General features: G+C 67.7%; 26 protein-coding genes. 11 read left to right on the top strand and 15 right to left on the bottom strand.

Annotation, left to right across the window (positions count from 1 at the left end; translation table 11 throughout):
* Nucleotides 1-94: 94 nt before the first annotated feature.
* Both OQF70_RS10305 and OQF70_RS10300 read right to left on the bottom strand, forming a co-directional pair.
* Nucleotides 95-1300: a TIGR04347 family pseudo-SAM/SPASM protein gene (locus OQF70_RS10305; RefSeq protein WP_280537431.1), complete on the bottom strand. Its 1206-nt coding sequence runs from the start codon at nt 1298-1300 to the stop codon at nt 95-97.
* Nucleotides 1297-1743 (bottom strand): Htur_1727 family rSAM-partnered candidate RiPP, encoded by a 447-nt coding sequence (locus OQF70_RS10300; protein ID WP_280537429.1) that lies wholly within the window; start codon nt 1741-1743, stop codon nt 1297-1299. Before OQF70_RS10300 ends, OQF70_RS10305 begins: the two co-directional genes overlap by 4 nt.
* Before the next feature lie 119 nt (nt 1744-1862).
* Between OQF70_RS10300 and OQF70_RS10295 the strand changes: the two genes are divergently transcribed.
* Complete coding sequence (locus OQF70_RS10295) at nt 1863-3029, top strand: TIGR04053 family radical SAM/SPASM domain-containing protein (protein WP_280537428.1); 1167 nt, start codon at nt 1863-1865, stop codon at nt 3027-3029.
* A 13-nt stretch (nt 3030-3042) separates the two neighbouring features.
* On the opposite strand, the gene OQF70_RS10290 is transcribed toward OQF70_RS10295, so the two are convergent.
* The 3 genes from OQF70_RS10290 to OQF70_RS10280 form a co-directional block, all read right to left on the bottom strand.
* A complete protein-coding gene (locus OQF70_RS10290; protein ID WP_280537427.1) occupies nt 3043-4122 on the bottom strand; it encodes a hypothetical protein in 1080 nt (359 codons plus the stop codon).
* A gap of 166 nt (nt 4123-4288) precedes the next feature.
* On the bottom strand, nt 4289-5380 hold the full coding sequence (gene nirK, locus OQF70_RS10285) for a copper-containing nitrite reductase (protein WP_280537426.1): 1092 nt from the start codon (nt 5378-5380) through the stop codon (nt 4289-4291).
* Between the two features lie 204 nt (nt 5381-5584).
* Complete coding sequence (locus OQF70_RS10280; protein WP_280537425.1) at nt 5585-6721, bottom strand: PAS domain-containing sensor histidine kinase; 1137 nt, start codon at nt 6719-6721, stop codon at nt 5585-5587.
* 239 nt (nt 6722-6960) lie between these two features.
* On the opposite strand from OQF70_RS10280, the gene OQF70_RS10275 reads away from it, so the two are divergent.
* Both OQF70_RS10275 and OQF70_RS10270 read left to right on the top strand, forming a co-directional pair.
* The gene (locus tag OQF70_RS10275; protein WP_280537424.1) at nt 6961-8079 is read left to right on the top strand and encodes a hypothetical protein; all 1119 of its coding nucleotides are present in this window, start codon (nt 6961-6963) and stop codon (nt 8077-8079) included.
* The gene (locus tag OQF70_RS10270) at nt 8076-8882 is read left to right on the top strand and encodes a hypothetical protein (protein ID WP_280537423.1); all 807 of its coding nucleotides are present in this window, start codon (nt 8076-8078) and stop codon (nt 8880-8882) included. The genes OQF70_RS10275 and OQF70_RS10270 overlap by 4 nt, the downstream gene beginning before the upstream one ends.
* A 160-nt stretch (nt 8883-9042) precedes the next feature.
* Here the strand turns inward: OQF70_RS10270 and OQF70_RS10265 are convergent, their stop codons facing one another.
* The 3 genes from OQF70_RS10265 to OQF70_RS10255 form a co-directional block, all read right to left on the bottom strand.
* Nucleotides 9043-9516: a redoxin domain-containing protein gene (locus OQF70_RS10265; protein ID WP_280537422.1), complete on the bottom strand. Its 474-nt coding sequence runs from the start codon at nt 9514-9516 to the stop codon at nt 9043-9045.
* A gap of 96 nt (nt 9517-9612) precedes the next feature.
* Entirely contained in the window at nt 9613-10269 is a 657-nt protein-coding gene (locus OQF70_RS10260) for a helix-turn-helix domain-containing protein (protein WP_280537420.1), read from the bottom strand.
* Nucleotides 10270-10343: 74 nt separating this feature from the next.
* Nucleotides 10344-10655 carry a DUF2249 domain-containing protein gene (locus tag OQF70_RS10255; protein ID WP_280537419.1) on the bottom strand — a complete coding sequence of 104 codons (312 nt, stop codon included), beginning with the start codon at nt 10653-10655 and terminating at the stop codon, nt 10344-10346.
* 115 nt (nt 10656-10770) lie between these two features.
* Here OQF70_RS10255 and OQF70_RS10250 point away from each other — a divergent pair, with 115 nt between their 5' ends.
* The 4 genes from OQF70_RS10250 to OQF70_RS10235 all read left to right on the top strand — a co-directional run bounded on the left by OQF70_RS10250 (nt 10771) and on the right by OQF70_RS10235 (nt 12979).
* The gene (locus tag OQF70_RS10250) at nt 10771-11220 is read left to right on the top strand and encodes an SRPBCC family protein (protein WP_280537418.1); all 450 of its coding nucleotides are present in this window, start codon (nt 10771-10773) and stop codon (nt 11218-11220) included.
* Between the two features lie 52 nt (nt 11221-11272).
* Nucleotides 11273-11644 carry a CGCGG family rSAM-modified RiPP protein gene (locus OQF70_RS10245; RefSeq protein WP_280537417.1) on the top strand — a complete coding sequence of 124 codons (372 nt, stop codon included), beginning with the start codon at nt 11273-11275 and terminating at the stop codon, nt 11642-11644.
* Nucleotides 11645-11675: 31 nt separating this feature from the next.
* Nucleotides 11676-12257, top strand: a complete 582-nt coding sequence (locus OQF70_RS10240; protein ID WP_280537416.1) for a molybdopterin-dependent oxidoreductase — start codon at nt 11676-11678, stop codon at nt 12255-12257.
* Nucleotides 12258-12376: 119 nt separating this feature from the next.
* Complete coding sequence (locus OQF70_RS10235) at nt 12377-12979, top strand: hypothetical protein (RefSeq protein WP_280537415.1); 603 nt, start codon at nt 12377-12379, stop codon at nt 12977-12979.
* Between the two features lie 8 nt (nt 12980-12987).
* Here the strand turns inward: OQF70_RS10235 and OQF70_RS10230 are convergent, their stop codons facing one another.
* A complete protein-coding gene (locus tag OQF70_RS10230; protein ID WP_280537414.1) occupies nt 12988-14412 on the bottom strand; it encodes a hypothetical protein in 1425 nt (474 codons plus the stop codon).
* Nucleotides 14413-14645: 233 nt separating this feature from the next.
* Between OQF70_RS10230 and OQF70_RS10225 the strand changes: the two genes are divergently transcribed.
* Nucleotides 14646-15512: an MBL fold metallo-hydrolase gene (locus OQF70_RS10225; RefSeq protein WP_280537433.1), complete on the top strand. Its 867-nt coding sequence runs from the start codon at nt 14646-14648 to the stop codon at nt 15510-15512.
* Between the two features lie 81 nt (nt 15513-15593).
* On the top strand, nt 15594-16649 hold the full coding sequence (moaA, locus tag OQF70_RS10220; RefSeq protein ID WP_280537413.1) for a GTP 3',8-cyclase MoaA: 1056 nt from the start codon (nt 15594-15596) through the stop codon (nt 16647-16649).
* Nucleotides 16650-16709: 60 nt separating this feature from the next.
* On the opposite strand, the gene OQF70_RS10215 is transcribed toward moaA, so the two are convergent.
* On the bottom strand, nt 16710-16979 hold the full coding sequence (locus tag OQF70_RS10215) for a hypothetical protein (RefSeq protein WP_280537412.1): 270 nt from the start codon (nt 16977-16979) through the stop codon (nt 16710-16712).
* Nucleotides 16980-16982: 3 nt separating this feature from the next.
* Entirely contained in the window at nt 16983-17429 is a 447-nt protein-coding gene (locus tag OQF70_RS10210) for a UPF0179 family protein (protein ID WP_092815970.1), read from the bottom strand.
* A gap of 111 nt (nt 17430-17540) precedes the next feature.
* Between OQF70_RS10210 and OQF70_RS10205 the strand changes: the two genes are divergently transcribed.
* Nucleotides 17541-20276 (top strand): GNAT family N-acetyltransferase, encoded by a 2736-nt coding sequence (locus tag OQF70_RS10205; RefSeq protein WP_280537410.1) that lies wholly within the window; start codon nt 17541-17543, stop codon nt 20274-20276.
* A gap of 163 nt (nt 20277-20439) precedes the next feature.
* Nucleotides 20440-21387, top strand: a complete 948-nt coding sequence (locus OQF70_RS10200) for a D-2-hydroxyacid dehydrogenase (RefSeq protein WP_280537409.1) — start codon at nt 20440-20442, stop codon at nt 21385-21387.
* Between the two features lie 61 nt (nt 21388-21448).
* Here the strand turns inward: OQF70_RS10200 and OQF70_RS10195 are convergent, their stop codons facing one another.
* The 4 genes from OQF70_RS10195 to proC all read right to left on the bottom strand — a co-directional run bounded on the left by OQF70_RS10195 (nt 21449) and on the right by proC (nt 25269).
* Complete coding sequence (locus OQF70_RS10195; RefSeq protein ID WP_280537408.1) at nt 21449-22177, bottom strand: fumarylacetoacetate hydrolase family protein; 729 nt, start codon at nt 22175-22177, stop codon at nt 21449-21451.
* A 150-nt stretch (nt 22178-22327) separates the two neighbouring features.
* Nucleotides 22328-23659 (bottom strand): glutamate-5-semialdehyde dehydrogenase, encoded by a 1332-nt coding sequence (locus OQF70_RS10190; protein WP_280537407.1) that lies wholly within the window; start codon nt 23657-23659, stop codon nt 22328-22330.
* Nucleotides 23652-24500 carry a glutamate 5-kinase gene (gene proB, locus OQF70_RS10185; RefSeq protein ID WP_280537405.1) on the bottom strand — a complete coding sequence of 283 codons (849 nt, stop codon included), beginning with the start codon at nt 24498-24500 and terminating at the stop codon, nt 23652-23654. Before proB ends, OQF70_RS10190 begins: the two co-directional genes overlap by 8 nt.
* On the bottom strand, nt 24493-25269 hold the full coding sequence (proC, locus tag OQF70_RS10180) for a pyrroline-5-carboxylate reductase (protein WP_280537403.1): 777 nt from the start codon (nt 25267-25269) through the stop codon (nt 24493-24495). Before proC ends, proB begins: the two co-directional genes overlap by 8 nt.
* Nucleotides 25270-25423 lie beyond the last annotated feature (154 nt).

Genomic DNA, 25423 nt, shown 5'->3' with positions numbered 1-25423 from the left:
CACCCCTCCCGCTCAGCCAAAAGCACACGAAACGTACTCTCTCTCTCTCCACAGTCACAGCGGAAATCCGGGCCCGTAGACCTCCCGAGATCGCTCAATCCGCCGGCGTCGACGACGTCGACGCCCCGACCTCCTCGTCGGTGAGGTAACACTGTGGATCCGGCGCGAACAGGTCCTCGTGGACGGTCATCGCCCGCAACCGCGACCCGCCACGGCACACGTCCTGATACTGACACTCGCTACACCGACCGCGTAAGCGATCCTCCCGATTCCGAAGCGCGTTCAAAAGCGGGTTCACCTCGTCACGCCAGATCGCGCCGAAGGGTCGATCGCGGACGTTCCCCGGGCTGTACCCCTGCCAGAACTGCGTGAGGTGGACGTTTCCGACGGGATCGACGTCGGCGATCCGCTCGCCGGCGGGGTCGCCGCCGTTTCGCTCGAGGGCCGTCCGGATCCGGTCGGCCGTCTCCGGCCCGAGTTCACGCCGTGCGTACTCGACGAGGTAGCCGGCGTCGGCGTAGTTGCCCACGAGCAGCGTCTCGATCTTCTCGCCGGCGGCGTGATACTCGCGAGTGAGGTCACACAGCCGCCGGACCGCGTCCCGTTTCTCGGCCGGCGAGAGATCGGCATCGACGATCTCCTTGCCGCGACCGCCGTAATCGAGGTGGTAAAAGCAGAACCGGTCGACACCGACGTCGGTCAGCAGGTCGATCACGCCCTCGAGGTCCGCCGCGTTCCGGTCGGTGATCGTGTACCGGAGCCCCGTCTTGAGCCCGACCTCGAGACACGCCTCGATCCCCCGGATCGCGGCGTCGAAGGCACCCTCCTTCCCGCGGAACGCGTCGTTCCGCTCAGGGAGTCCGTCGACGGACACACCGGCGTACTGCAGACCGGCATCCTTCAACTCGGCCGCCGCCGCCTCGGTCAACAGCGTCCCGTTCGTCGACAGGACCGGTCGGATCCCAACGTCGACGGCGTGTGCCACCAGCTCGGGCAGGTCCTCACGCACCAGGGGCTCGCCGCCCGAGAACAGCACGACCGGCACGCCGAACTCGGCGAGCTGGTCGAGCAGCGCCTTCCCCTCCGCCGTCGACAGCTCGCCGGGCACACCCTCGGTGTCCGCGGCGGCGTAACAGTGGTCACAGTAGAGGTTACACCGCTTCGTCGTGTTCCAGACGACGACCGGCCGTTGCTGTTTGCGCTCGGTGATCTGCTCGACGCTCGAGTCCGCCGCGGCGTCGTACCGCAGCCCGTCGCTTTCGGCGTCGAGGCCACACAGCAGCTTGCTGATCGAGATCATTCCGAAGACGCCTCCGACGCTGACGACGATACCGTCGATTCCCACTGGTTCCGCGGTACGCCCTCCGTCTCCTCATACACCCGTGGTTCGCTCGCTTCCTCTCCATCACCAGCGTCGCCGCCGTTCGCCTCGCTATCCCCATGCGGACCGCCGTCATCAGCATCACCCCCGTCCACGTCGTCCTCGTACGCCTCACCGAGCGTCGACGTCGAGTACCGATAGGTCTCGGCCGCGGGCGTCACCCAGACGTCGCGTGCGTACCACGCGAACAGCTTGCCAGCCTCCTCGTGAGCGACGTCGGGGGTCGGCGCGGCGATCGTGCCGACGTGTGTCATCTGGTCGTCGACGTCCTCACGAACGAACACCTCCCACCGCGGGTCGGTCGTCGAGCGCGGGCTCCCCTCGGCGGATCGCGTCGCGGTTTCGACCGCGTTGTCGGACATACCGGACGCTTGGGTCGGATCGATAAACCACCGCCCGACCGTTATCAGCGCGTGGGAACCCCACACGAACGCGTTCGGTCGAGGGTCCAAGCCGGTCGGGGCGCTATCTGGACCGAGTGATGTTCGACCACATCGACACCGACCGGCGACCGGTCGTGCTCATCTGGGAGGTGACGCAGGCGTGTGAACTCGCCTGTCGGCACTGCCGGGCGGACGCCCAACCCGCTCGCCATCCCGACGAGCTCACCACGGCGGAGGGAAAGCGCCTGCTCGAGGACGCCGCCGAGTTCGGCGAGAACCAGCTCGTCGTGCTCTCGGGCGGCGATCCGCTGACGCGTCCGGACCTCCTCGAGTTGGTGGAGCACGGGGACGATTTGGGGCTCCGAATGACGATCACGCCGAGCGGAACCCGGTCGCTGTCGCCCGACTGCGTCGCCGACCTCGCGGACGCCGGGGTTCGACGGATGGCACTCAGCCTCGACGGCGCCACCGCGGCGACCCACGACGCCTTCCGCGGCGAGGAGAGCTTCGCCGACACGATCGCCGCGGCGGCGGCGGCCGCCGACGAGGGGCTTCCCCTCCAGATAAACACCACCGTCTGTGCCGACACGGTCGAGGAACTCCCCGCGATCCGCGACCGCGTCCGGGACCTCGGCGCCGTCCTCTGGAGCGTCTTCTTCCTCGTCCCGGTCGGCCGCGGCCGCGTCCTCGATCCGATCGCCCCGGGCCGCGCCGAGGCGGTGATGGAGTGGCTCCAGGGAGTCTCCGAGAGCGAACCCTTCGGCGTCAAGACCACCGAGGCCCCCTTCTACCGTCGCGTCGGACTCCAACGGGCGGCCGACGCTGACGAACCGAACGCCGACGAACCGAACGCCGACGAATCGAACGCCGACGAATCGAACGCCGAGGCGTCCCCCCGACGCGCCGGCATCACGGCCGGTCGCGGGTTCGCCTTCGTGAGCCACACCGGCGAGGTCTACCCGTCCGGGTTCCTCCCCGAGTCCGCCGGGAACGTCCGCGATCGGTCGGTCGTCGACGTCTACCGGAACGCGGACCTCTTCGAGGACCTCCGGGATCCGGACGCCTACCGCGGCAAGTGTGGCGCCTGCGAGTTCCGACACGTCTGTGGCGGGAGCCGATCACGTGCGTACGCGATGACCGGCGATCCGCTCGAAAGCGACCCGCTCTGCCCGTACATCCCCGAGGGCTACGAGGGCTCGCTCCCGGAGACGATCACGACGTCGTCCGGCCCGGCTAACGGGTTCACCTCCGTCCGCTCCGACTGACGCGTTCCGTCGATCACCCCTGGTTCTCGCCACCATCCGAGTCGACGAACCGAAGCTGGTACGTGAAGTACTCGCCGTCGTACCGGAGGTGGCGCCGCTTCGAGGGCTCGACGCCGGCGTCCTTCCGGACGTTCCCATCGAGATACGCTCGTCGGTGAAGCGCGCGAAGCACCGCCTCGTACGCGTCCGAGTACGGATGGCCTTCAGCGTATCCACCGTGTCTCGCCTCCACGATCACGTTGCGCGCGTCGTCGGAGAGATCCTCCTGCGAGACGTCCGCATCCAGGTGGACGCCACGAAGGACGGCCTCGACGCCCTCGGACGACTCGGCAACCGGATCGGCCCGTGCCCGGTACACCGGTTCGTGAAACCGTTCGCGGGAGACCGAGACCGAATACCCGCGGTCCCGGTAGCTGACGCGGTCGGGGCCATCGGCCGCCAGCAGTCGGCTCGCCTCGATGGCGTCCTCACTCCGGTAGACGTAGCCACCTCGCTGGACCACCCCCCACGGTGCGCCGCCACGGTTCCCGCGAGCACGGGCGCCCATCCAGGCGATCTCGACGGCGCGCTGGTCACCGGGCGGCAGGCGATCGGCGTCGACCGAATTTCCGGCCGCGCCGGTCCCGTCAGCGTCCGAATCGGCAGTCCCCGTCACGTTGTCGTCGTCCTCGACCGCGAACAGCCGGAGTACGGGGCGCGTTGAGACCGACTCGTCGACCACGATCGAGTCGAGGCGGTAGTAGGTGCCGTCCCGTTCGGCGTAGACGGGATCCTCGGGAGTCGAGTGGAACGGCGGCCGTCCGGCCACCGTATACGTCTCCCCGGCGAGTGCGGCGTCGAACGCCGCCTCGTCGACGTCGTCATTCGTCTCCGAGAGGTCGCGCACGTGACTCTCACGGAGCGTCGATCCCAGGTGTGACAGCGTCAGCTCGAGCCGTCGATCGCCCGTCCCCGTTCCAGCCCCGAATCCGCCGTCACCACCACCAGCACCGTCACTACCGCCGCCGATGCCCGGAACTCGATCGAGGCACCCGCTCGTCGCTGCAAGCGCCGAGAGCCCGGCCGCGGCGGTCACGTACGTGCGTCTGTTCACGGTTGACGATCCTTCCCCCGGCTAATACGTGTTGCAGAAGGACAAAGGGGCGTTTGAGCGATCGGGTGGACGGTGAGTCGTCGAAAAAGCGATCGTTCGGAGCTGTCGATCCGGAAATTCGGCACGATACGGGACGGACCACCTCACGTGTGGTCAGACCCCCGGGTTACGGGTCGGGGTTGAAGATCTCGGGCTCCTCCTCGCCCTCGACCTGGATAACTCCGAGCATCCCCTTGCGAGCGACCCGCGAGAGCGCGTGGTCGACCAGCTTGATCGGACCGGGAACCGGCGTGTCGATCTCGGCCGCTGCGACCGTCCCGGGTGCGACCGGAGCCGTCTCGACGTATCGGTCGGGATCGGAGACCAGGTCGCCGTCGCGGTAGAACGTCTCCCAGACGTTCCCGATCCCGTGCCAGGAGCTCATCAGGTTCGGACCGCCCACGGAGTGGAAGATCCGGACACGCTCGCCCTTTTGAACGGTCACCGGCCCGTAGCCGTCGCCGGTGAAGGCGTACGCCTCGCCGTTGAGGCAGACGTAGGTGGGCTCCTCGTCGGCCATCGCGTCCATATCGAACGCGTGGTGGCCCTTCTCACCCGTTTCGCCGGTCGTGTAGAGCTCGTGCTGGCCGAAGTAGAGCTCGCGGTCGACCTCCGGCAGGCCGTCCTCGGGCTCGACGAGGATCGCGCCGAACATCCCGGCGCTGATGTGGTGGTCCATGTTCGGGACCGCACAGTGGTAGATGAACACGCCGGGGTAGGTCGCCTTGAACTGGATCTCGGCGCTTTCTCCCGGAGCGATCGTCGTGTCGTCGGCGCCGCCGCCCGGCCCGTAGACCGCGTGGAAGTCGATGTTGTGCGGGAGGCTGTTCCCCTCGTCGCTCGTCAACCGTAGCGTCACGGTGTCGCCGCGGCGCACGCGGATCATCGGTCCGGGGACGCGGTCGTTGAACGTCATGTAGTCGAACGTGACGCCGGGCTCGATCTCGGCGACGCGCTCGGTCGTCTCCAGCTCGAACTCGTGGTGGCGCGGCTCGCTCCAGTCGACCGGGTCGGGAACGTCGGTCGGGTCCGCCGCGATCCGGTCGAGGTCGACCGATTTCGCTGGGTCGAGCCCACCCGCGTCGCCCTCCGTCGGCGTTTGGGCCTGGGCCCCCGCATCCGCACGGGGTGCACCGAGACAGCCCGCGGTCAACACCGCTGCACCGGCACCGGCCGCCTTCATGAACGTCCGCCGTGGGATACTGTGTGATTGGGACATTGGGGTTCCCTCTGTTTGAGCATATGTGGAGTATATACTTCAAAGAGTACTGGAGTTCCAATATTTTGGCGACGGCGATCGAACATGTAGGTACCATACTATATAAACGCCCCTCGCGGTCCACGTACCCGGACACTCAACGTGGCCTCGCGACACGATCCGACGCACCAGGCCGCCGGTCAGAACTCGATCGTCACGTCGTCGTCAGGACTCGATCGTCACGTCACCGATCTCGAAGCGGGCGCCCCCGTCGGCGCCGTCGGTTATTCCGAGCGTCCACCCGTGGGCGTCGACGATCTCCGAGACGATCGCGAGCCCGAAGCCGATGCCGTCGGCGTCAGTCGTGTACGCCCACTCGGTAACGGCGTCGCGTTCTGACGCCGGGATCCCGGGACCGTCGTCGGCCACGAAGAAGCCCTCCCCGTCGGGAAGATCTCCAACGGTGACGGTGACGCCGTCACCCTGGTGCTCGATCGGGTCCCGGTGAGCCTGCGGGCGGGAGCTCGTCGAACCGTGTTCGACGGCGTCCTCGCGAGCGTGCGAGGGAGGGTTCGTTGAGCCGTGCTCAACGGCATTCGCAAAGAGGTTCTCGAGGAGCTGTCGGAGCTTCACCGGGTCGGCGCGGATCCGGCGTGCGGTCTCCACGCGTACCTCGGCGTCCTCGGTCTCGATCATCCCCCAGCTGTTCACGGCGGCCTCGGCCAGACTCACCGACTGCACGTCGACGGCGGAATGCCCCTCACGGGCGACCGTCAGCAGGTCGTCGATGAGGTCCTCCATCCGCGTCACGGCCCGTTCACACCGGTCGAAATGGACCTGATCGCCGGTCTCGGCGGCCAGCCCGAGGGATCCATCGATGATCGACAGCGGGTTCCGGAGGTCGTGGCTGACGATGCTGGCGAACTCCTCGAGCCGGTCGGCCTGCGCTTTGACCCGTCGTTCCCGCCGTTTGCGCTCCGAAACGTCACAGGCGACGCCGATCATCCGGTCGGGAGCCCCATCGTCGTCGTACCTCACCTCGCCTTCGTCGGCGATCCAGCGGTCTTCGTCGGCCGCAAGCCGGAACTCCGCGGCGTACGTGCCCGTCTCGGTCAGGGCGGTCTCGATCGCGTCCGCGACCGCGTTCCGGTCGGCCGGATGGACGGCAGCGAGGAAGTCGGCACGGTTCTCGTTCGGTCGGTCGTAGATCGCCCGTGCTGAGGGGTAATACGTCAGTACATCGTCGTCGACGTCCCATACCCACGTCGTCGAGTTCGTCGCCTCGAGGGCGAACTCCATCTGCTCGACCGTGCGCTCGAGATCCCGTTCGCGCTCGGTCTCGTACTCATTCGTGGGCCTCATCACCGCCGATACGCCCGGTAACTGGATAGGCATATCGATCGGATGGTCCTCGGTCGTCGCGAGCGCGCGGTCCCAACCACACACCATCGGCTCACAACCGGAGTCTGTTCATCGGGGCGATCCTCGTTCCCGCCCCCGATTAAACCGATTTAATCGGACTTAATCGTCGACAAACCGGAGCGAAACCGGAGCGACGGTCGCCGATTTATATACCCTTCCCCGACCATCCATCGAACGCAATGAACCGACCCGCAACACTGCTGATCGCGATCGTCCTCGTCGTCTCGGTCGTGGGGGCTGCTCCCGCGGCAGCGGCCGGCATCGAGGGCGACGCGAGCTCGAACGCGAACGCGATCGACGCACCGCTCGACGACGACGATCGAACGCAGGTGGAAACGGACACGAACACGACTGACGATACCAACACCACCGACGATACCAACACCACCGACGACACGAACACCACCGACGACAACGAGTCGGACGAGGACGACGTGAGTCCGGGCGCACGACTCTCGGGCGTCGTCGGCGTGCAGGAAGCCGAAATCGACGGTGAGGTCGAGCAACGAGCACTCGGTCTCCGCATCGCCAGCGCGGTCTCGAACGGTTCGAAGGCGGACCTCGTCGCATCGGAGTACGAGAACGCGTCCGAACGCATCGACGCGCTCGAGACGCGACGGGCGGAACTCGAGGCACAGTACGAGAACGGCACGATCTCGACGGGCGAGTACCGGTCGCGAACGGCCCGGATCGCCGCCGAGCTACGAACGCTTGAACGAACGTCGAACCAGACCGCCGAGGTAGCCTCGGGACTCCCGGCCGACCACCTCGAGGAACACGGCGTCAACGCGTCCGCGATCGAGGAGCTCCGCCGGAACGCGAGCCAGCTCCGCGGCAACGCCTCGGCCGTCGCCGGTGACATCGCCGGACCGCCCGAGGACGTGGGCCGGCCGGCACACGCGGGCGGTCCTGACGATGCCGACGTCGGCCCCGATCGCGATGACGTCGGTCCGGACGCCGACACCGGTGGCCCGGACGATGCGGGCGGACCCGATGATGCCGGTCGTCCCGACGACGCCGGACAGGCCGGCGGTCCCGATCGCGACGACGACCAGAGCGTAACCGAACAGCCCGAGGACACCGAGACCGATGACTCGGAAACGGATGACACGGAAACTGACGACGGATCCGCAAGCACGGAAGACGACGCTGACGGGTCCGCCGACGCCGACACCGACGCTGACGCTGACGCCGACGGAGACGACTCCACGAACGGCGGCTCCGGCGGAAACGCGGGACAAGGCGGTTCCTCTCAGGGTGGCTCCTCCCAAGCAGGGAGTGCCGGTAGCAACCGATGACGGATACGTGGACAGCCACATCCGGCTCCCGAACGCGCCTCCGTGGGGGGATCCTCACGCTCCTCGTCGTCTGTAGCCTCTTCGTCGGAGCATCCGGACCTGCCGCGGCCGCCGACCACACCGAGGCCGAGTCGGCATTCATCGTCGATCTCGAGGACGATGGGGACGCGACGGTGACCCTGCGTCTGACGTACGATCTCGATGACGACGCCGAACGATCCGCGTTCGCATCGCTTCGAAACGACTCGACGGCACGGGCCGACCTCCGTGACCGGTTCGCCTCACGGATGCGGTCGGTCGCGAACGACACGGCCGCAACGGTCGAGCGCGACCAGTCGGTAGACGAGGCGTCGATCGATATCACTACGGCGTCGGGTACTGACGCGGACACGACCGACGCCGACACGAACGGAACCGGCGTCGCGGCCCTGTCGGTCCGCTGGACCGGGCTCGCCGCGACGGACGAGGGGACGTTGACGCTCACCGAGCCGTTCGCGAGCGGCTTCACGACCGACCACCAGTTCGTCGTGACGAGCCCCGACGGATACGCGACGACCGCCGTGACGCCCGGCGCAAGCACCGTCGAGAACGGGACCTACGTCTGGGACGGCGGCACCAACCTCGAGGGGTTCGAGATGGTCCTCGAACCGACCGACGGCTCGGACGCCGACACGACGGCCGACGAGGCGACCGACGATGACGCCACCGCCGGTTCGGTTCCCGGATTCGGCATTGGCGCCGCCGTCGCCGCCCTGGCGGCGCTCACGGTCGTGCTTCGCGCCCGTCGCGCACGCGATCACTAACACACATCTATTGACGAAGAGCGGTTGACGATCCCACACGACCCACGCGGCACACGCTTCCGGATCACACTTCGACGCGTCCACTGAGGCGCAACGGTCATCGGACCACACACCTCATACCGAGTGAAAACCCGATCGGCGACGTGTCGCAGTCGCGGGGTCAGGCCGACTCGACGGCGTCGAGAACCGCCCCGTAGTCGGGCTCGTTCGTCGGATCGTCGGCGACCCAGTCGTAGACGACCGTGCCGTCGGCGTCGAGGACGTAGACGGCCCGGTTCGCGATCCCGTGCAGGCCGAGATCCGCGATGTCGATCGTCAGGCCGTAGGCATCGATCGCGTCGCCGGCCATATCGCTCACGAGGTCGAACTCGATGCCGTGTTCCTCGCGGAAGGCTCCGAGCGAGAACGGCGAATCGGCGCTGAGGCCGAGGACGGTCGCGCCGGCGTCCTCGAAGTCGTCGAGCCGCTCCTGGAAGGCGATCATCTCGTTCGTACACGGGGGCGTGAACGCGCCCGGGAAGAACGCCAGCACGACCGGGCCGTCCCCGAGGACGTCATCGAGCGCGAACGGTTCGTGGTCGCTCGTGCCGATCGTCGCGGTGAAACGCGGTGCGGAGTCTCCTGTCGAAACCATCACCTCGACGTAGGGCCTCCGGTCGTATAAAGGTCGACACGAGAATGTTCCGGTGAGCGGATCCGACCGCTCAGGCACACGGCGGACCGCCCCGGCTTACGCCGGCGTCGGCTTCGTGAACGCCGGACGGTCGCCGCCCTCGAACTCCTTGACGATCCGCTCCTCGGCGCGGTGGAGGATCTCACAGCACGTCGACTTCGCGAGCTCGAGTTCGTCGGCGAGTTCACCCTGGGTACATCCTCGCGGCGAGTCGTAGTAGCCCAGATCGATCGCCGTCTCGACGACCTCGCTTTGCCGGTCCGTCAGCACGCGATCGAATCGGGGACTGTCCCAGACGTGTTCGACGATGAACCGCACCTCCGACCGGTCCAACTCGTCGGCGAGCGAGGAGAGCCGGTTTCTGGTCGTCGTCAGCTCCCAGTCGACCTCGCCGTCGACGATCTCGAAGGGCATCTCGACCGGGACGCCGGTCCGGTCGAGGATGCGCAACAGCAGCGGCTCGTCGGTCTCGAACTGGACGAGTGCACGGTCGGTGCCACGCTGGAAGATCTCGAGCTCGTGGACGGCGTCGTACGCCCGCATTCGGTCGAGAACGCGATCGGGTTCGGGAGCCAGGATCTCGACGAACCCGACGCCGACGCCGTCACACGATTGCGCCGACCGCACACGAACCGTCGCCTCGGGGACCTCTCGGGAGAGCTCGCCGATCCAGACGCGTTCGGGAACCGACAGGGTGAGTGATACTGAAACCATTTAGGTACCCCTAAACGACGGACCACCCTGAATGCACGCACGAACACGTTCGGATCGGCCGTCGTTCGACTCGCTCACTCGCGCCAGATGGCGGTGACGACGACGTCGTCGACATCGTCGACCTCCTGGCCGTCCACCCGTATCGAGCCGCCAGCCTCGGCCGCGTCGATCGTCTCGTACCGGTAGCCGCGGTCCTCGAGCTTCGGGTAGAGGTGTTGGGGCGCGCGGTCGTTGTACTGAACCAGGACGACGTCGTCGTCGATCGCCACGAGCCGTTCGAGGGTGTCCTTCAGGGGTCGTGGCGGGGGGAGATCGCGTGCGTCCAGCGTCTCCACCGGCCGATCGGTCGGCGCGTCCGTCGTCGAGAGCGCGGTCTGTGCCTCCATACACGCCGATCGGTGCCCGATTGCCCTCCCGGTTTCCCCGAAAGTGTTCGGTCAGGGTGGAGAAACAGCGATCGATCCCACAGTTCCTTCCGTCTGCACGCCGGACCCACGAACGATGCGATCAGTCACGCTCACGCGGTCGTTCGACGCGGATCCGGCGTCGATCGCGGACGCGATGACCGACGTCGAGCCGTTTATGGCTGCGGCGGGGTTCGACGAGGTGTCGGTCGACGGGGACCGGATCGCGGTGGCCAACCGGGTCGGGATCGCGACGATCGAGTTGACGCTCGAACGGACGGACGGGTTGGGGGACGGCGTGGCCGACGACGATCCCCCGTACGTCTTCGAGTACGTGCAGCGTGAGGGGATCTTCGAGGCAATGACGACGACCTACACGGTCACGCCGACCGACGCCGGTACCGAGGTCACGGCGACAACCGAGTTCGCGCTCGACGTGGCGATCGTCGGCGACGTCCTCGACGCGACGGTCATCAAACGGCAACGGCGCCGGGAACTGAACGCGCAGTTCGACTGGCTGGAGACGCAGGGAGTGCAGGAGACGTAACGAACGTGTTCGGCTCGGAGTTTATCCGTTCATAGCCCCGATTTCGAGGTGAATGACGAACACCACTCACGACGTCGATCACGACCACGACCATGAGACGGACCACGACCACGATCACGACGCGGTTCCCGTAACCGACCACGTCCACCACAACTCCTGGTCGGCCAACCTCGAACGGGCCGAACACGCGGACTCCCGGGACCTCGTCGTCGACCAGGCGCTCGACGCGATCGAACACACCGCGGCCGGCAACCACGTCAACCTCGTCACGCACGGCGACCACGGCCACCCTGCCGAGTACCTCTTCGACGAGCTCGAGGCGGCCTTCGACGGGACGGACCTCGCGTGGGAGCACGTCGAACAGTGTGGCTGTGGCGGACACGTCGTCCGCGTGCAGGTTCCTGCCGGCGCCAACCACGCATAGACCACCGGAACGAGACATCGATCGACCCACCATGACCGAGACACCACCCGAGGACGACGCGAGCGCCGACCTCGTGTCGCATCCCGTTCCCGACGCAGTCCTCGAAGCAGTCGGCGGGTCAGAGGCGGAATCCGTCGATCCGACCGCGGAGTGGACGCTCCGGATCACGACGCCGGCGGACGCCGGAGAGTCCGTACTCCTCACACACGATGACCTGACGGGTCTCCCTCAGGAAACCTTCACCGGCGACTTCTCGTGTCTCGAGGGCTGGACCGCGACCGATCTAACCTGGCGCGGCGTTCGAGTGGACCGACTCCTGGAGGCGACCGTCGGCGGCGTCGACGGCGCAGACCACGCGCTCGTCCGCGCGATGGACGGGGAATACGCCTGCGCGTTCCCGATCGACCGGTTGACCGAGGCGGTCCTCGCGCTCGAACTCGACGGCGACCCGCTTCCGGTCGAACACGGCGGTCCCGCGCGGCTGGTCCCGCCCGGCGAGGACGCCGACTGCTGGCGCAGCGTCAAGTGGGTCGCGTCGATCGAGGTGACCGCGGACCGGCCGACCGAGGCTGACACGGCCCGGGAGATCGCGCTCTCGCGGATCGACGACTGACGCGAGTCGGCCCGAACGGACGCCACGCCGTCGCCACGCCGACGCCACTCTCGACGACGGCGGTCCGGGCGAACATATCCGGGAGCAGCCATAGGCCCGACGCGCCCCGATCGACGCGTATGGCCGGCTTCCCCTCACCGTTCGGCGGCGATGACGACGACCTCTTCGACGACGAGGACGCGTTCGTCCCGGACCACGTCCCGAAACCCGGGACGTTCCTCCAGGGACACGACGTGTTGACCGGCGACGAGCACGTCGCGTTCCATCGGATCACCCACGACTGCTTCGAGGAGCGGAAAGTCTACGACATGACCTTCAACTACAACCTCGCGCGGTTGAACCTCGATACCCGCCATACGGGCGCGGGCTACCGGTACGCCGAGGAGGCCGACGATCCCGACGTCCTCCGGGCGGAGTTCACCCCGACGACGCCGTTCTGTCCACAGACGCATACCCTGACGATGGGCTCGTTCCGCGCCTGGAACGGGCTGCGCGATCGACACGACTACGACCTCGTTCGCGTGCGCGCCGACCGGATGCACCACCAGAGCGAGGCGATCAACGACCAACTGGCCGAGCTCGAGGAGCGATACCTCGAGACGGGCGACGAAACCGTGGTCCCCGAGGCGGCCGACGAGATCGGTTCGAACCCGATGGAACGATCGAAACGACAGGAACAGCCGAGCCGTGGCTCGGCCGGCAACTCCGAAGCACCCTTCTGAGGGTGAGGTCACCCCTCCGACCGACGCGTCCCGAACAGGATCGCCCGGACCGAGTGCGGACTGTGGGTGCGCAACACGGACACGACGTTGAGACAGAACACGACGACGCCGACGAGGATCGCCGCGCCGCCCAGGCCGGCACCGGTCGTGATGAGGCGAGCGACGTCGACGCCGCTCCCGAGCACGCCCCCGAGCGCCGACTCGGAGAGGGTAGTGAGCAGGTCCGAGACGACGAGCAGCAGCGTGCCGGCGAGGAAGCACGCGAAGTCGATCCGAGCCAGCCGGTCGCTGTAGAGGTCGTCGATCATCGGGACGTCCTCGAAGCCGAGCCGGTCGCTGTAGCGGTGCACCCAGACGATGAAGGGGACGACGTGATAGACGGTCCCGAGCACGACGAACCCGATCACGCCCAGCCCGAGGAGGTGGGCCGTTCCCGGCGCGCCGAACCGCGTCTCGGCCGCAAGCGGCGCCCGCAGCCACCGCGGCAGCGTGAGCAGCGCCCACAGCGCCATCGCCGGCGCGAGCACGGCGTACCGCGAGAGCATCGGCGTCCAGGGGACCTGGGCCTCGAACAGCCGTCGGGCGAGGATCACGCTCATCGCGAGCACGCCGGCGATCACGAGCCCGCCGCCGCCGACGCCGAGGAGCCGCCCACCCGCGATGTCCGGGCCGAGGAGCCGCCCGCCCGCGAGCGCGACCACGCCGGCGGGGTATCCCACCGACACGATCCGCCGCAGGGGATGGTCGATCCCGTGGAGGTCGGTCTGGGTGAACATCGTCGCGAGCTGGAAGAGCGCGCCGAAGACGGTCGTGAGTATCGCGCCGAAGACCGCGAGGGTCGCGTGTGCCCCGACCAGGTCGGCCCGGTCGATCGGCGTCGCGCGGAGGATCGGGACGACGAGATCGACCGCCAACACGAGCCCCGCCGCCGTCAACAGGAGGAAGAACCCGACCGCGATCAGGAAGTTTCGCTCGGTCACATCGAGCGTCGCGAGCGGGCCGACGGCCCGGATCGTCGCGGCGATGTTGTACGCGAAGACCCAGAACCCGACGACCATCAGCGCTCCGAAGACGGGAACGAGCGCCAGCCGTCCGGCCAGCAGCCCGCCCACGAACCCCACGAGACCGACCGTGACGAGCTGTAGCTGCCGGGTCGCGAGCCGCCGCGAGTGGATCTCGACCCCGGACCAGACCGGCACGAACTGCGTCATCGCGCCCATAATCGTCACGCAGACCCATCCCGCAAGCAGGAGGTGGACGTGTGCAAGCGACGACCAGCCGGGCGCCGTGATGGGCCCGATCCCCCCAAGAACCAAAACACCCCCGACGACGCCGCCGGCGAGCAGGAATCCCAACGCGACCAGGAAGTGTCGCAGCGGCACCGTCATCGGTGGCTGCTGCTCGGTGTCCACCGTTCCGGGAACGACGCTCATAGATCGACGAACGGGACCGCGTCACCTCGGCCTGTTCGCGAACATATTCGACCGGCTATCGGCCGTGGCAACCGCGACCGACGACCGACCACGGCCGCCGCCTCGCGGACCATCGGACCGTCTACCGGCCGACCGCCCCGCCGCCCGCCGTCACGGGCCGATCACCGTCAGCAGATGCAGGGCTTTTGCCGTCGACGACCGAGACGGGACGTATGGGCGACTCATCGCGATCGATGCGGCTGACGGTGCTCGGGTCCGGAAGCGCGATGGCGGTCCCCGACCGCGCACAGACGGGACTCCTCCTGGAGACCGGTGACCGGGCGCTGCTCGTGGACTGCGGAAGCGGCGTCCTCGGGCGGCTCGCGGGAACCGACGTCGGGTACGAGGGCGTCGGAACCGTCCTGTTGACACACCACCACCTCGATCACGTCTCGGACCTGCTCGCGCTGCTCAAGGCGCGCTGGCTCGCCGGCGAGGACCACCTCGAGGTCCTCGGCCCGCCGGGCACGAAGTCGCTGCTCGACGGACTCCTCGACGTCCACGACTACCTCGACGGGCGCGTCGACCTGGGGGTTCGGGAGGTGACCGCCGACGGCGAGTTCTCGGCCGGCGGGTTCGACGTGGCCGCAACCGAAACCCGCCACTCGATGCCCGGCCACGCGTACCGGTTCGCGCCGACCGACTCCGCGGTTACCGCTCGGAACGGCCCGGTGGTGTTCTCGGGCGATACGGAGGCGTTCGCCGGGGTCGCACGCTTCGCCGACGGCGCCACGGTCCTCCTCCACGACTGCTCGTTCACCGACGACGTCGACGACGAGACCTCGAACCACCCGACGCCGACCCGGCTCGGGGAGACGCTCGCCGACGTCGACGTCGGCCGACTCTATCTCACACATCTCTATCCGCAGACGCGCGGCCACGAGGACGAGATGACCGCCGCCGTCGCCGCGGCCGGGTTCGACGGCGCGGTCGAAACCGCCCGTGACGGCCTTCGACTCGACGTTCCGGTGGAGGCGGCTGGCGACGCGGCTGGTGGCGCGGACGGTGACGCAGCTGGTGGCGCGGATGGCGACGGCGACGCGAACGGCGGCTCGAAGTGAGAAGCCGGTGTAACCACGAACGGTTACTGAACTGCGGTTTCGACCCCGATATTTAAGCACGTATAGCGGCACCGATCGTGTATGGACGAACCGCTCTCGGACGATTTCGGACGGGAGGTCACCGGCGTCCGGATCTCGTTGACGGACCGGTGTAACTTCGACTGCGTCTACTGCCACAACGAGGGCCTCGGCGACACGCGCGGACCGATGGAACCGAGCGAGAACGAGATGAGTGCCGACGAGATCGTCCGGTTCCTGGAGGTCGTGGAGGGATACGGCGTCGACTCGGTGAAGTTCACCGGCGGCGAGCCGATGCTCCGGGAGGACCTCGAGGAGATCATCCGCCGGACGCCCGACTCGATGGAGGTCTCGATGACGACGAACGGGACGTTCCTGCCGGGTCGTGCCGAGGACCTGAACGCGGCCGGCCTCGATCGGGTCAACGTCTCCCAGGACGCCCTCGATCCGGAGGAGTTCGCGGCGATCACCGAATCCGGCGCCTACGAGCGCGTGATCGAGGGCGTCGAGGCGGCCCTCGATGCCGGACTCGCGCCGGTGAAGCTCAACATGGTCGTCTTCGAGCACACGGCCAGCTACGTCGAGGGAATGGTCGACCACGTCGCGAAAAACGACGGACTCCAGCTCCAGCTCATCGAGTACATGCCCGAGCTGACCGGCAAGCCGGAGTGGAACATCGACATCGACCGCGTCCACGACTGGTTGGCCGACATCGCCGACCGCGTCGAGCACCGCGAGATGCACGACCGCAAGCGCTATTTCATCAGCGACGACGGGACCGCACCCGAGGTCAATCTCGCGGACGACGCCGTGGACTCGGACCACCCGGACGCCGACGGCGTCGGGATGGTCGAGATCGTCGACCCCGTCGAGAACGAGACGTTCTGTGCCAACTGCGGTCGCGTCCGTGTCACCCACGAGGGGTACCTCAAGGGCTGTCTCAACCGGAACGACGACCTCCGGTCGATGGGCGAGATGACTCGCGAGGAGATCGCCGAAACGTTCGAGGCGGTCGTCGCGAACCGGGTGCCCTACTACGGCGAATACCTGATCGAGGGCGAGGACGGCGAGTACGAGTTCAACGAGAAGTACCTGTCGACGGCGTCGGCGGCCGACTGAACGACGCGCCGTCGATCGGTGCGATCCCGCGGTCAGCCGTCGATCGGTGCGATCCCGCGGTCAGCCGTCGATCGGTGCGATCCCGAGCAGATCGAGCAGCCCGCGGAGAGTGAGCCCGACCACGAGTAGCCCGCCGGCGAGGAGGAACGGCGCCGAGAGGCCCATCGCGACGTCGTAGCCGACGACGAGCCGGCTCAGACCGCGGATAACGAACGAGACGACGATCAATGCCACCGCGATCAGCGCGAGCCAGACGAAGCGGCTCGGCGTCAGCCACGATCCGGTTCGGTCGCCGATGTCCGCATCCGTCGTCGCCGCTTCGTCGGTCATTCCTCACTCCTCGGGCGCGAACTCGACGAGCGTCAGATCGCGGTCAAGCATACAGTAGTCGTGTGGCGGCTCGCCGAGCACCTGTTGGATCGTTCGTTCCTCCTCGAACTCGACCCCGTCCGGCACGCAGTATTGGTGGCTCGGACAGTCGGTGTGCGGGCAGTCACCGGCCAGCGAGGCGCGGCTGCCGGCGTAGGCCTGCTTGGAGAGGACGGTCGCGGGAACCGAAGCGGGCTCGACCTCGACCGCGCGAACGCCGTCGTCGTGGACGGCACACTCGAGCGTCTGCGCGTTCTCGCGGACGTCGGTGATCCGGTAGCGGGTCCCCTCCGAGAGGTTGAGACACTGGTCCCGATAGGGACAGCCCTCGCAGTCGGCTGATTCGCCGCGGTAGACGAACTCCCGGCCGACGTCGGCGAGCCGCGTTCCGACGAGCGTGACGGTCGACATGATACGGGAAAGGGGCTCCGGCGCGTTAAGCCTCCCGACTGGGTCACCCGGCGATCGTGCCGATCCATCGGCTCGAAAGCCACATACGGCCGCCGAGCCAACCGACACGCAATGACCACCGACGCGGTGACGGGGGGGTCCGAAATCGCGGACGTCGCCGAGCTTGCCCGCCGGCTCCGCGCCGAAGCGATCCGGAGCAACGAGCGGCGCGGGCTCGTGCTCGCCGGCGACCGTGATGCCGGGATCGACGCTGCCTACACCGCCGTCGACGCGCTCGAGGACCACGCCGTGCCCGCCGACCGGGCGACCCTCGCGGACCACGACGACCTGGCGGGGAACGGGACGCGAGCCGCGGCGACCGACGACGCCGGCCTCGACGTCTCCATCGTCTCCACGCGTGAGGGGTTCCGGTTCGACCGCGTGGCGCCGGTCCACGCCGATGACCTGCTCGGAACCACGCGCGACGTGGTGATTCTCGACTGTCACGACCGGTTCCGGCCGAACGCGCTCGGCCAGGTCGTCGGCGCCGTCGACGGCGGCGGCCTCCTCGTGCTGGTGACGCCATCGCTTGCGGACTGGCCCGCGATCCGCGACGGCTTCGACGAGGGGCTCGCGGTCCCGCCGTTCGACATCGACGACGTCACCGGCCGGTTCCGCGAGCGACTCGTCTCGACGATCCGAGACCACGAGGGGATCGCGATCGTCGAGACGACCGCAGCGGACCACGAGACCGATGGCGGGGATGGCCCAGTCATCCGGAAACCGGGACTCACCGATCGTCCGGATCGAACCGATCCCCCCGATCGAACCGATCCCCCCAATCAAACCGACCCACGATCGCGAGCCGGAGCGCACCCACAGGATGGACCAGACACACACGCCGCTCCCGGCGGCGCCGCGTTTCCCAACGCGATCTACGAGGCCTGTCGAACGCGGGACCAAGTCCGCGCAGTCCGTGCGTTCGAGTCGCTTCGCGGCCCCGACCGTGCGGCGGTCGTCGTCGAATCCGACCGGGGACGCGGCAAGTCGAGCGCGGCGGGGTTGGCCGCGGCAGCGTTCGCGCTGGAGGGAGTCGACGTCCGCGTGACCGCGCCGTCGACGGACGCCGTCGACGCGCTCTTCGACCGGGTTCGCGAGGTGCTCTCGGCGCGGAACGCGATCCGGGCCGTCGGAACCGTTCCCGACACCGGAACCGCATCCGAATTCGGAACCACATCCGAGCCCGGAATCGCATCCGAGCCCGGAATCGCATCCGAGCCCGGAACCGACGGCCGCCGGATCGAAACCGGATCCGGCGGGTCGGTCGAGTACGTTTTGCCGACCGTCGCCGCGGAGCGTGCCGGCGGCGACGGGGGCGCCGACGTCCTCATCGTCGACGAGGCCGCGGCGCTCCCGGTCGCGACGTTGCAGGCGTTTCTCGCGGCCGAGGCGGTCGCGTTCTGCACCACGATCCACGGCTACGAGGGCGCTGGACGTGGGTTCTCGGTTCGGTTCCTGGACCGGCTTCGGGCCGACGCGAGCGAAACCGGCCGGACGGTGCGGGAGGTCCGACTCGACCAGCCGATCCGGTACGCGCGCGACGACCCGATCGAGCGCTGGACGTTCCGCGCGCTGTTGCTCGATGCCACCCCGGTCGTCCCGGAGGCGGTCGACGACGTGTGGGCCGACCGGTCCCCCACAGGCGGGGACGCCGAGTCGAACCCGGCAGTCACCTATCGGCGGTTGTCCACGGACGACCTGCTCGCGGACGAACGACTGCTGGCCGAGGCGTTCGGGCTGCTCGTGTTCGCACACTACCGGACCGAGCCGAACGACCTGGTGCGACTGCTCGACGCGCCGAACCTCTCGGTGCGTGCACTGACGGCGCGGGGACACGTGGTCGCCGTCGCGCTCGTCGCTCGGGAGGGCGGGCTCTCAGCGGACCGACGGGCGGGGATGTACGAGGGTGACCGCGTCCGGGGGAACATGGTCCCCGACGTGCTCACGAGCCAGCTCCGCGACGAGGCCGCCGGAACGCCGGTCGGGCTCCGTACGATGCGGATCGCGACCCACCCCGCCCTCCGGCGGCGGGGACTCGGAAGCCACCTCCTCGATCGGATCCACGACGAGTTCGCGGGGGGTGACAGCGGCACCGAGGACGAGGACGCCGAAACCGACTACTTCAGCGTCAGCTTCGGCGCGACGCCGGATCTCGTCGGGTTCTGGCAGCGAGCGGGATACGGAACGGTCCACGTCTCGACGACGCGCAACGACGCCTCGGGCGAGCGCTCGGCGGTGATGATCCGTCCCGTCACCGACCGGGGCGTACGGCTCCGTGACCGACACGCGACCGCGCTCCGCGATCGACTGCGGGACGGGCTCTCGGACGCCCTTCGCGACCTCGATCCCGACGTGGCCGCGGCGACGATCGCGGCGTGTCCCGTCGACGGCGGCGCGTGGCTGTCGCTTTCGGACCGGGACTGGCGGGCACTGGTCGCGGCCGCGGACGGCCCCGGCGGCTATGAGGTGGTGCCGGGCGCGGCCCGCGATCTCGCGTTCGCCGCCCTGCTCGACCGGGACGCGATCGCGGATGGGGACACCGACGGCGACGGCGAGACGTACCGCAACGGCGAGACGCACGGCGACGGAGACGGGCGCGGCGGCAGAGCCCACGACCTCACGGACCGGGAGATCAGGCTGCTGATCCGGACGGTGCTCCAGAGCCATCCTCGTGCAGACGTCGCCGACGATCTCGGCTACGAGTCGACCCGACAGTGCCTGCGTGCGTTGGGATCGGCGATCGGGACGCTGCTTGCCGACTACGGCGACGCCGTCGTGGACGAGGAGCGGAGTCGGTTCGAGACGTGAGACTCATCGGTGCGTTCGGATCGGCCTTCCGATCAGCCACCCGAGCGGTCCATCGATCGCTCTACCGATCGCGCCATCGATCGCTCCACCGACCGACCTCCCCCGGCCCGAAGTCGCTGCCGCGAGCCGGACACTTATCCGATCGGTCGCGGAACGAACGCGTATGTCCGAACCAGACGTCGTCGTTCTTCGGCAGAAGCTTCACGGACAGGACGGGTCCGACTATGCCGAGGTCCTTCGGAACCGACTTCCCGACTGGGAGATCGGCCATCCGGAAACGCCCGCCGAGCAACGCGAACAGCTGCGAACGGCCCGCGTTGCGACCGGGTTCGAGCTCGACCGTGAGGCGATCGCGGCCGCCGAGAACCTCGAGCTGTTCGCCGGGGTCTACGCCGGGACGGGCCACCTCGACCTCGAGGCGTTCGAGGACCACGGCGTCGCCGTCACGAACGCCTCGGGCGTCCACGGACCGAACATCGCCGAGTACGTGATCGGCAGTCTGATCGCCCATGCGAGGCAGTTCCCGACGGCGTGGGACAACGCCGACCGCGGCGTCTGGCAGGCGCAGCCGGTCCTCGAACTGCACGGATCGACGGTGGCGATCGTCGGTCTCGGCGCGATCGGCACCGCGATCGCCGAGCGGCTCGATGCCTTCGGCGTTGACACCGTCGGCGTCCGGTATACGCCCGAAAAGGGTGGGCCGACCGACGAGGTGTACGGGTTCGAGGACGTCCACACCGCCGTCGCTGCCGCCGACCACCTGGTTCTCGCGTGTCCGCTCACCGAGACGACTGCGGGGCTCGTCGACGACGAGCTGTTGACGACGATGCCGACACACGGGATCCTCGTCAACATCGCGCGTGGGAAGGTCGTCGAGACGGACGCCTTGCTCGAGTCGCTCCAGCACGGCGAGATCCGCGCCGCGGCGCTCGACGTGACCGACCCGGAGCCGCTCCCGAGCGACCATCCCCTCTGGGATCTCGACAACGTGACGATCACGCCCCACAACGCGGGCAACACGCCGAACTACTTCGACCGCTGTGCGGACCTCCTGATCGAGAACCTCGATCGACTCGACGCGGGCGCGGATCTCACGAACCAGGTCGTATAGGACCACTCACCAGACCGTCACCGGATCACCCACCAGACCGCCACCGGATCAGTCCCACCAGCTAGGGGAACTCGCCGTCGACGACGGTGTTCTCGAGCGTGCCGACGCCCTCGTAGGTGATCGAGACCGTGTCGCCGGACTCGATCAGGCCGGGGTTCGCCGGGCTGCCGAACGCGATACAGTCGCCCGGTCGCAGCGTGAACCGCTCGGAGAGGTGGGCGACGATCTCGAAGGGATCGAACAGCATCTGCGCCGTGGTCGCCGACTGGCGCCGCTCGCCGGCGACGATCGTCTCCATCTCGACGTCGGTCGGGTCATCGAGGTCGGTCTCGATCCACGGGCCCAGCGGCGCGGACCCGTCGAAGGCCTTTCGCGCCGTCCGTCCGACCTGGTCGAGCGCGTCGACGTCGTTGAGGATCGTGTAGCCACGGACGACGTCGGGGACGTCGACAGGATCGAGGGCACGACATCGCTCGTCGATGACAGCGACGAGCTCGCCGGCGTAGGTGAGTTCGTCCGTCCACGCGGGCTCGGGGATCGACTCGCCGTGGGCGATCAGGCTCGTCGGCGGCTTGATGAAGAAGTCCGGCGCCGCCGGCCGCTCGTAGTCCATCTGGTCGATCGTCTCCGCGTAGTTTCGACCCACACAGTAGAGGGCCGTTGGCTCACACGGCGGGAGCAGTCGTCCGTCGACGCCGACCTCGTAGACCCCGTCGTCGGCGTGTATCGTCCCGTTCTCGTACCGTCCCGAAACCGGTCCCTCCGGCGTGAGAATGCGTGCCTGGCGCATACCGAACCTCGTGCGGATCGGTATTTAAACGCGACGAGCGAGGACCACTCCCCGTCGATCGAGGCCATCGTGTTCCTCCCGCGACGTTCTTCGGGACGATCGACGGCCTTCGGGGGGTTCGCTCCCCCTCCGGTTACGGCGCGGAGGACGTCATTCGTTCGCAAGTCGGCCGGGCGTCCACTCGCCGTCGAAGGCCTCGTGAGTGAACGGCGTGGCGTCTTCACCCGCGTAGGTGGCCACGAGCTGGCCGTCGCCCTCGAGGTAGTACTTGTAGGTCGTCAATCCCGCCAGCCCGACCGGGCCACGAGCGTGGATCTTCCCCGTCGAGATGCCGACCTCCGCGCCGAGACCGTAGCGATAGCCGTCGGCAAAGCGCGTCGAGGCGTTGTGGAAGACGCTCGCGGCGTCGATGCCGGTCATAAACAGCTCGGCGGTCTCGGCGTCTTCGGTGACGATCGACTCGGTGTGCTTCGAGCCGTGGGCGTTGACGTGTTCGACGGCCTCGTACACGTCCGAGACGATCGTGATCGACAGTTCGAGGTCCCCGTACTCGCTGTCCCAGTCGTCGTCGGTCGCTTCGCCCACGTCGACGATCTCGCGAGTCGCCTCGTCCCCGCGGAGCTCGACGCCGGCAGCCTCGTAGCGCTCGACCATGGCCGGCAGGAACGTCTCGGCGATGCGTTCGTTGACCAGCAGCGTCTCGACGGCGTTACAGACCGCCGGATACTGGACCTTGGCGTCGAAGGCGATCTCTTCGGCCCGTTCGAGGTCGGCGGCCTCGTCGACGTAGACGTGGCAGATCCCCTCCGTATGGCCCAGTACGGGAATTTGGGTGTTGTTCTGGATGTAGGAGACGAACTCCGAGGAGCCACGGGGCATCAGCAGATCCACTTCGTCGTCCATCTCCAGCAGGCGATCGACCTCCTCGTGAGCTTCGATGAGCTGGACCCAGCCGTCGGGCAGCTCGGCGGTCGCCTCGCGGATGATCTCATAGAGGACGCGGTTGGACTTGCTCGCTTCACTGCCGCCTTTGAGGATGACGGCGTTGCCGGATTTGAGTGCGAGGGCAGCGATCTGGACCAGTGCGTCCGGCCGCGACTCGAAGATGGTGCCGACGACGCCGATCGGGACGGCGACCTTGTACAGTTCGAGATCCTCGTCCAGTTCCCGGGCCTCCAGCGTCTCGCCGAGCGGATCGTCCCGTTCCGCGACGCTCTCGACCATCTCGGCGATGCTCTCCAGTTTCGCGTCGTCGAGTTTCAGCCGGTCGACGAGCGCCTGGGTGTACTCGCCCCGTTTGAGCATGGCCTCCGCCTCCTCCACGTCGGTCGCGTTGGCCTCGCGGATCTCCGTCTCGTGGCCGCGGATGGCGTCAGCGACCGATTCGAGCGCCGCGTTGCGCGTCGCTTCGTCGACGTTTGCCAACTGCAGCGCGGCGTGCTGTGCGTCGGTTACCTGGGATTCCGTGTCGTACTCAGTCATCTGTGGCTCCGGTTATCGGGATGAATAGCGTTCCCACCGGTTTGGCAGTAGCGATCCGTTCCAGCACGTCCCGGTCCGCCGAGTTCGCGATGATCGCGGGCGTGCCGTGCTCGCTCACGTCGCGTGCGCCCTCGACTTTGGTCAGGATGCCGCCGAATTCGTCGGTCGTGCTGTCGTCGACGAACGACTGGACGGCGTCGTAGTTCGTGCCGACTGCCTCGATCAGTTCCGCATCGTCGTCGTCCTTCGGATTGCCGGTGTAGACGCCGCCGACGTCGGTCAGGGTCACCAGCAGATCGACGTCGACGCCGATAGCGACCGATGCCGAGAGCATGTCGTTGTCGCCGATCTGGATCTCCTCGGTCGCGATCGCGTCATTCTCGTTGATGATCGGTACGATTCCCCAGTCGAACAGCGTCTCGATGGTGTTACGAACGTTCGTGAACCGCTCGGGGTTGGCCAGATCGTGCTCGGTCAGTAGAATTTGTGCGACCGTCTGGTCGTAGCGGTCGAAACTCTGTGTGTAGTGGCGCATCAGGTGGCTCTGTCCGACGGTCGACAGCGCCTGGCTCTCCTCGACCGTCTCGGTCACCTCGTCGATCAGCCCTTTGCCGGCACCGACTGCGCCGGACGAGACCAACAGGACGTCCTTCCCACGCTCCCGGAGGGCCATGATGTCGCTGACGAGTTTGTCGAGTTTCACGCGATCGAGTTGGGAGTCCGCGTCAGTCAGGGAGTTCGTTCCCGCCTTAACGATCACGCGCTGGGCGGCGGCGGCCTGATCGCGTGCCTGCTCGACGGTCTCTTCGTCGATGGGCTCGATCACCGACTGATCACTCATCGCCGAACTCCTCGGCGAGTTCGTGGGACCGCTTCTCGGCCGCTTCGACGGCGTCGACGACCGCCGCATCGGCGTCGCTGTCCCATAGCACCTCCATCCCCTCGATGGTCGTCCCGTTGGGCGAGCAGACGGCGTCGATGAGTTCCGAGACGCTTCGGTCGTCCCGGAGGACCGTCTCGGCCGCGCCTTTGAACGTCTGGGCGGCCAGCGTCTCGGCCTGCTCGGGATCAAGGCCGCCGTTGACGCCGGCCTCCTTCATCGCGTCGATGAGGTAGAAGACGAAGGCCGGGCCGCTGCCGTTGACTGCCGTCGCCACGTCCATCAGATCCTCGTCTATCTCGACGAACTCACCGACTGCATCGAGCAGGTCCCGGACGTCGTCGTCGATCCCCTCGTGGGTGGCTGCGGCGGCCATATCGCCGGTCTCCGCCGCCAGATTCGGCATAATCCGGACGACCGTCGCGTCCGTCTCGGCCGCGACAAACGACCGCGGGACGCCCGCCGCGATGGTGACGAGCGACTGGTCCGGCCGGAGATCGAGATCCGAGAGCACTGCGGAGACTGCCTTTGGTTTGACCGCCAGAACGACGATCTCCGCCTCCCGAGCCGCGTCGATGTCGTCGGTCGTCCTGTCCGCGTCGTCGGCGACTGACGCCAGCGCCTCGGGATCGAGATCGATAGCTGTCACTTCGTAGGCTCCGGTCCGGGTGAGTCCCTTCACGAACGCTCCACCCATGTTCCCGCAACCGATAACGCTTACGTGTATCATCCTATTTAGACAGAGGGGGATTGAGGTACATACCAACTACGGCTTCGTTCGAGCGATCGGCCTGTCGGGGGCGCCGTTCGTTCCACTACGGAGAAACTCCCATCGTATCTTCGGCTATGACAATTTAGTATCGCCGTATTTAATTTATAATCGT

The organism is Halopenitus sp. POP-27, from assembly GCF_029889855.1.
Classification (GTDB): domain Archaea; phylum Halobacteriota; class Halobacteria; order Halobacteriales; family Haloferacaceae; genus Halopenitus; species Halopenitus malekzadehii.
Note: the sequence above shows the minus strand (reverse complement) of the source record. Positions and strands in the feature narration are given on the sequence as shown.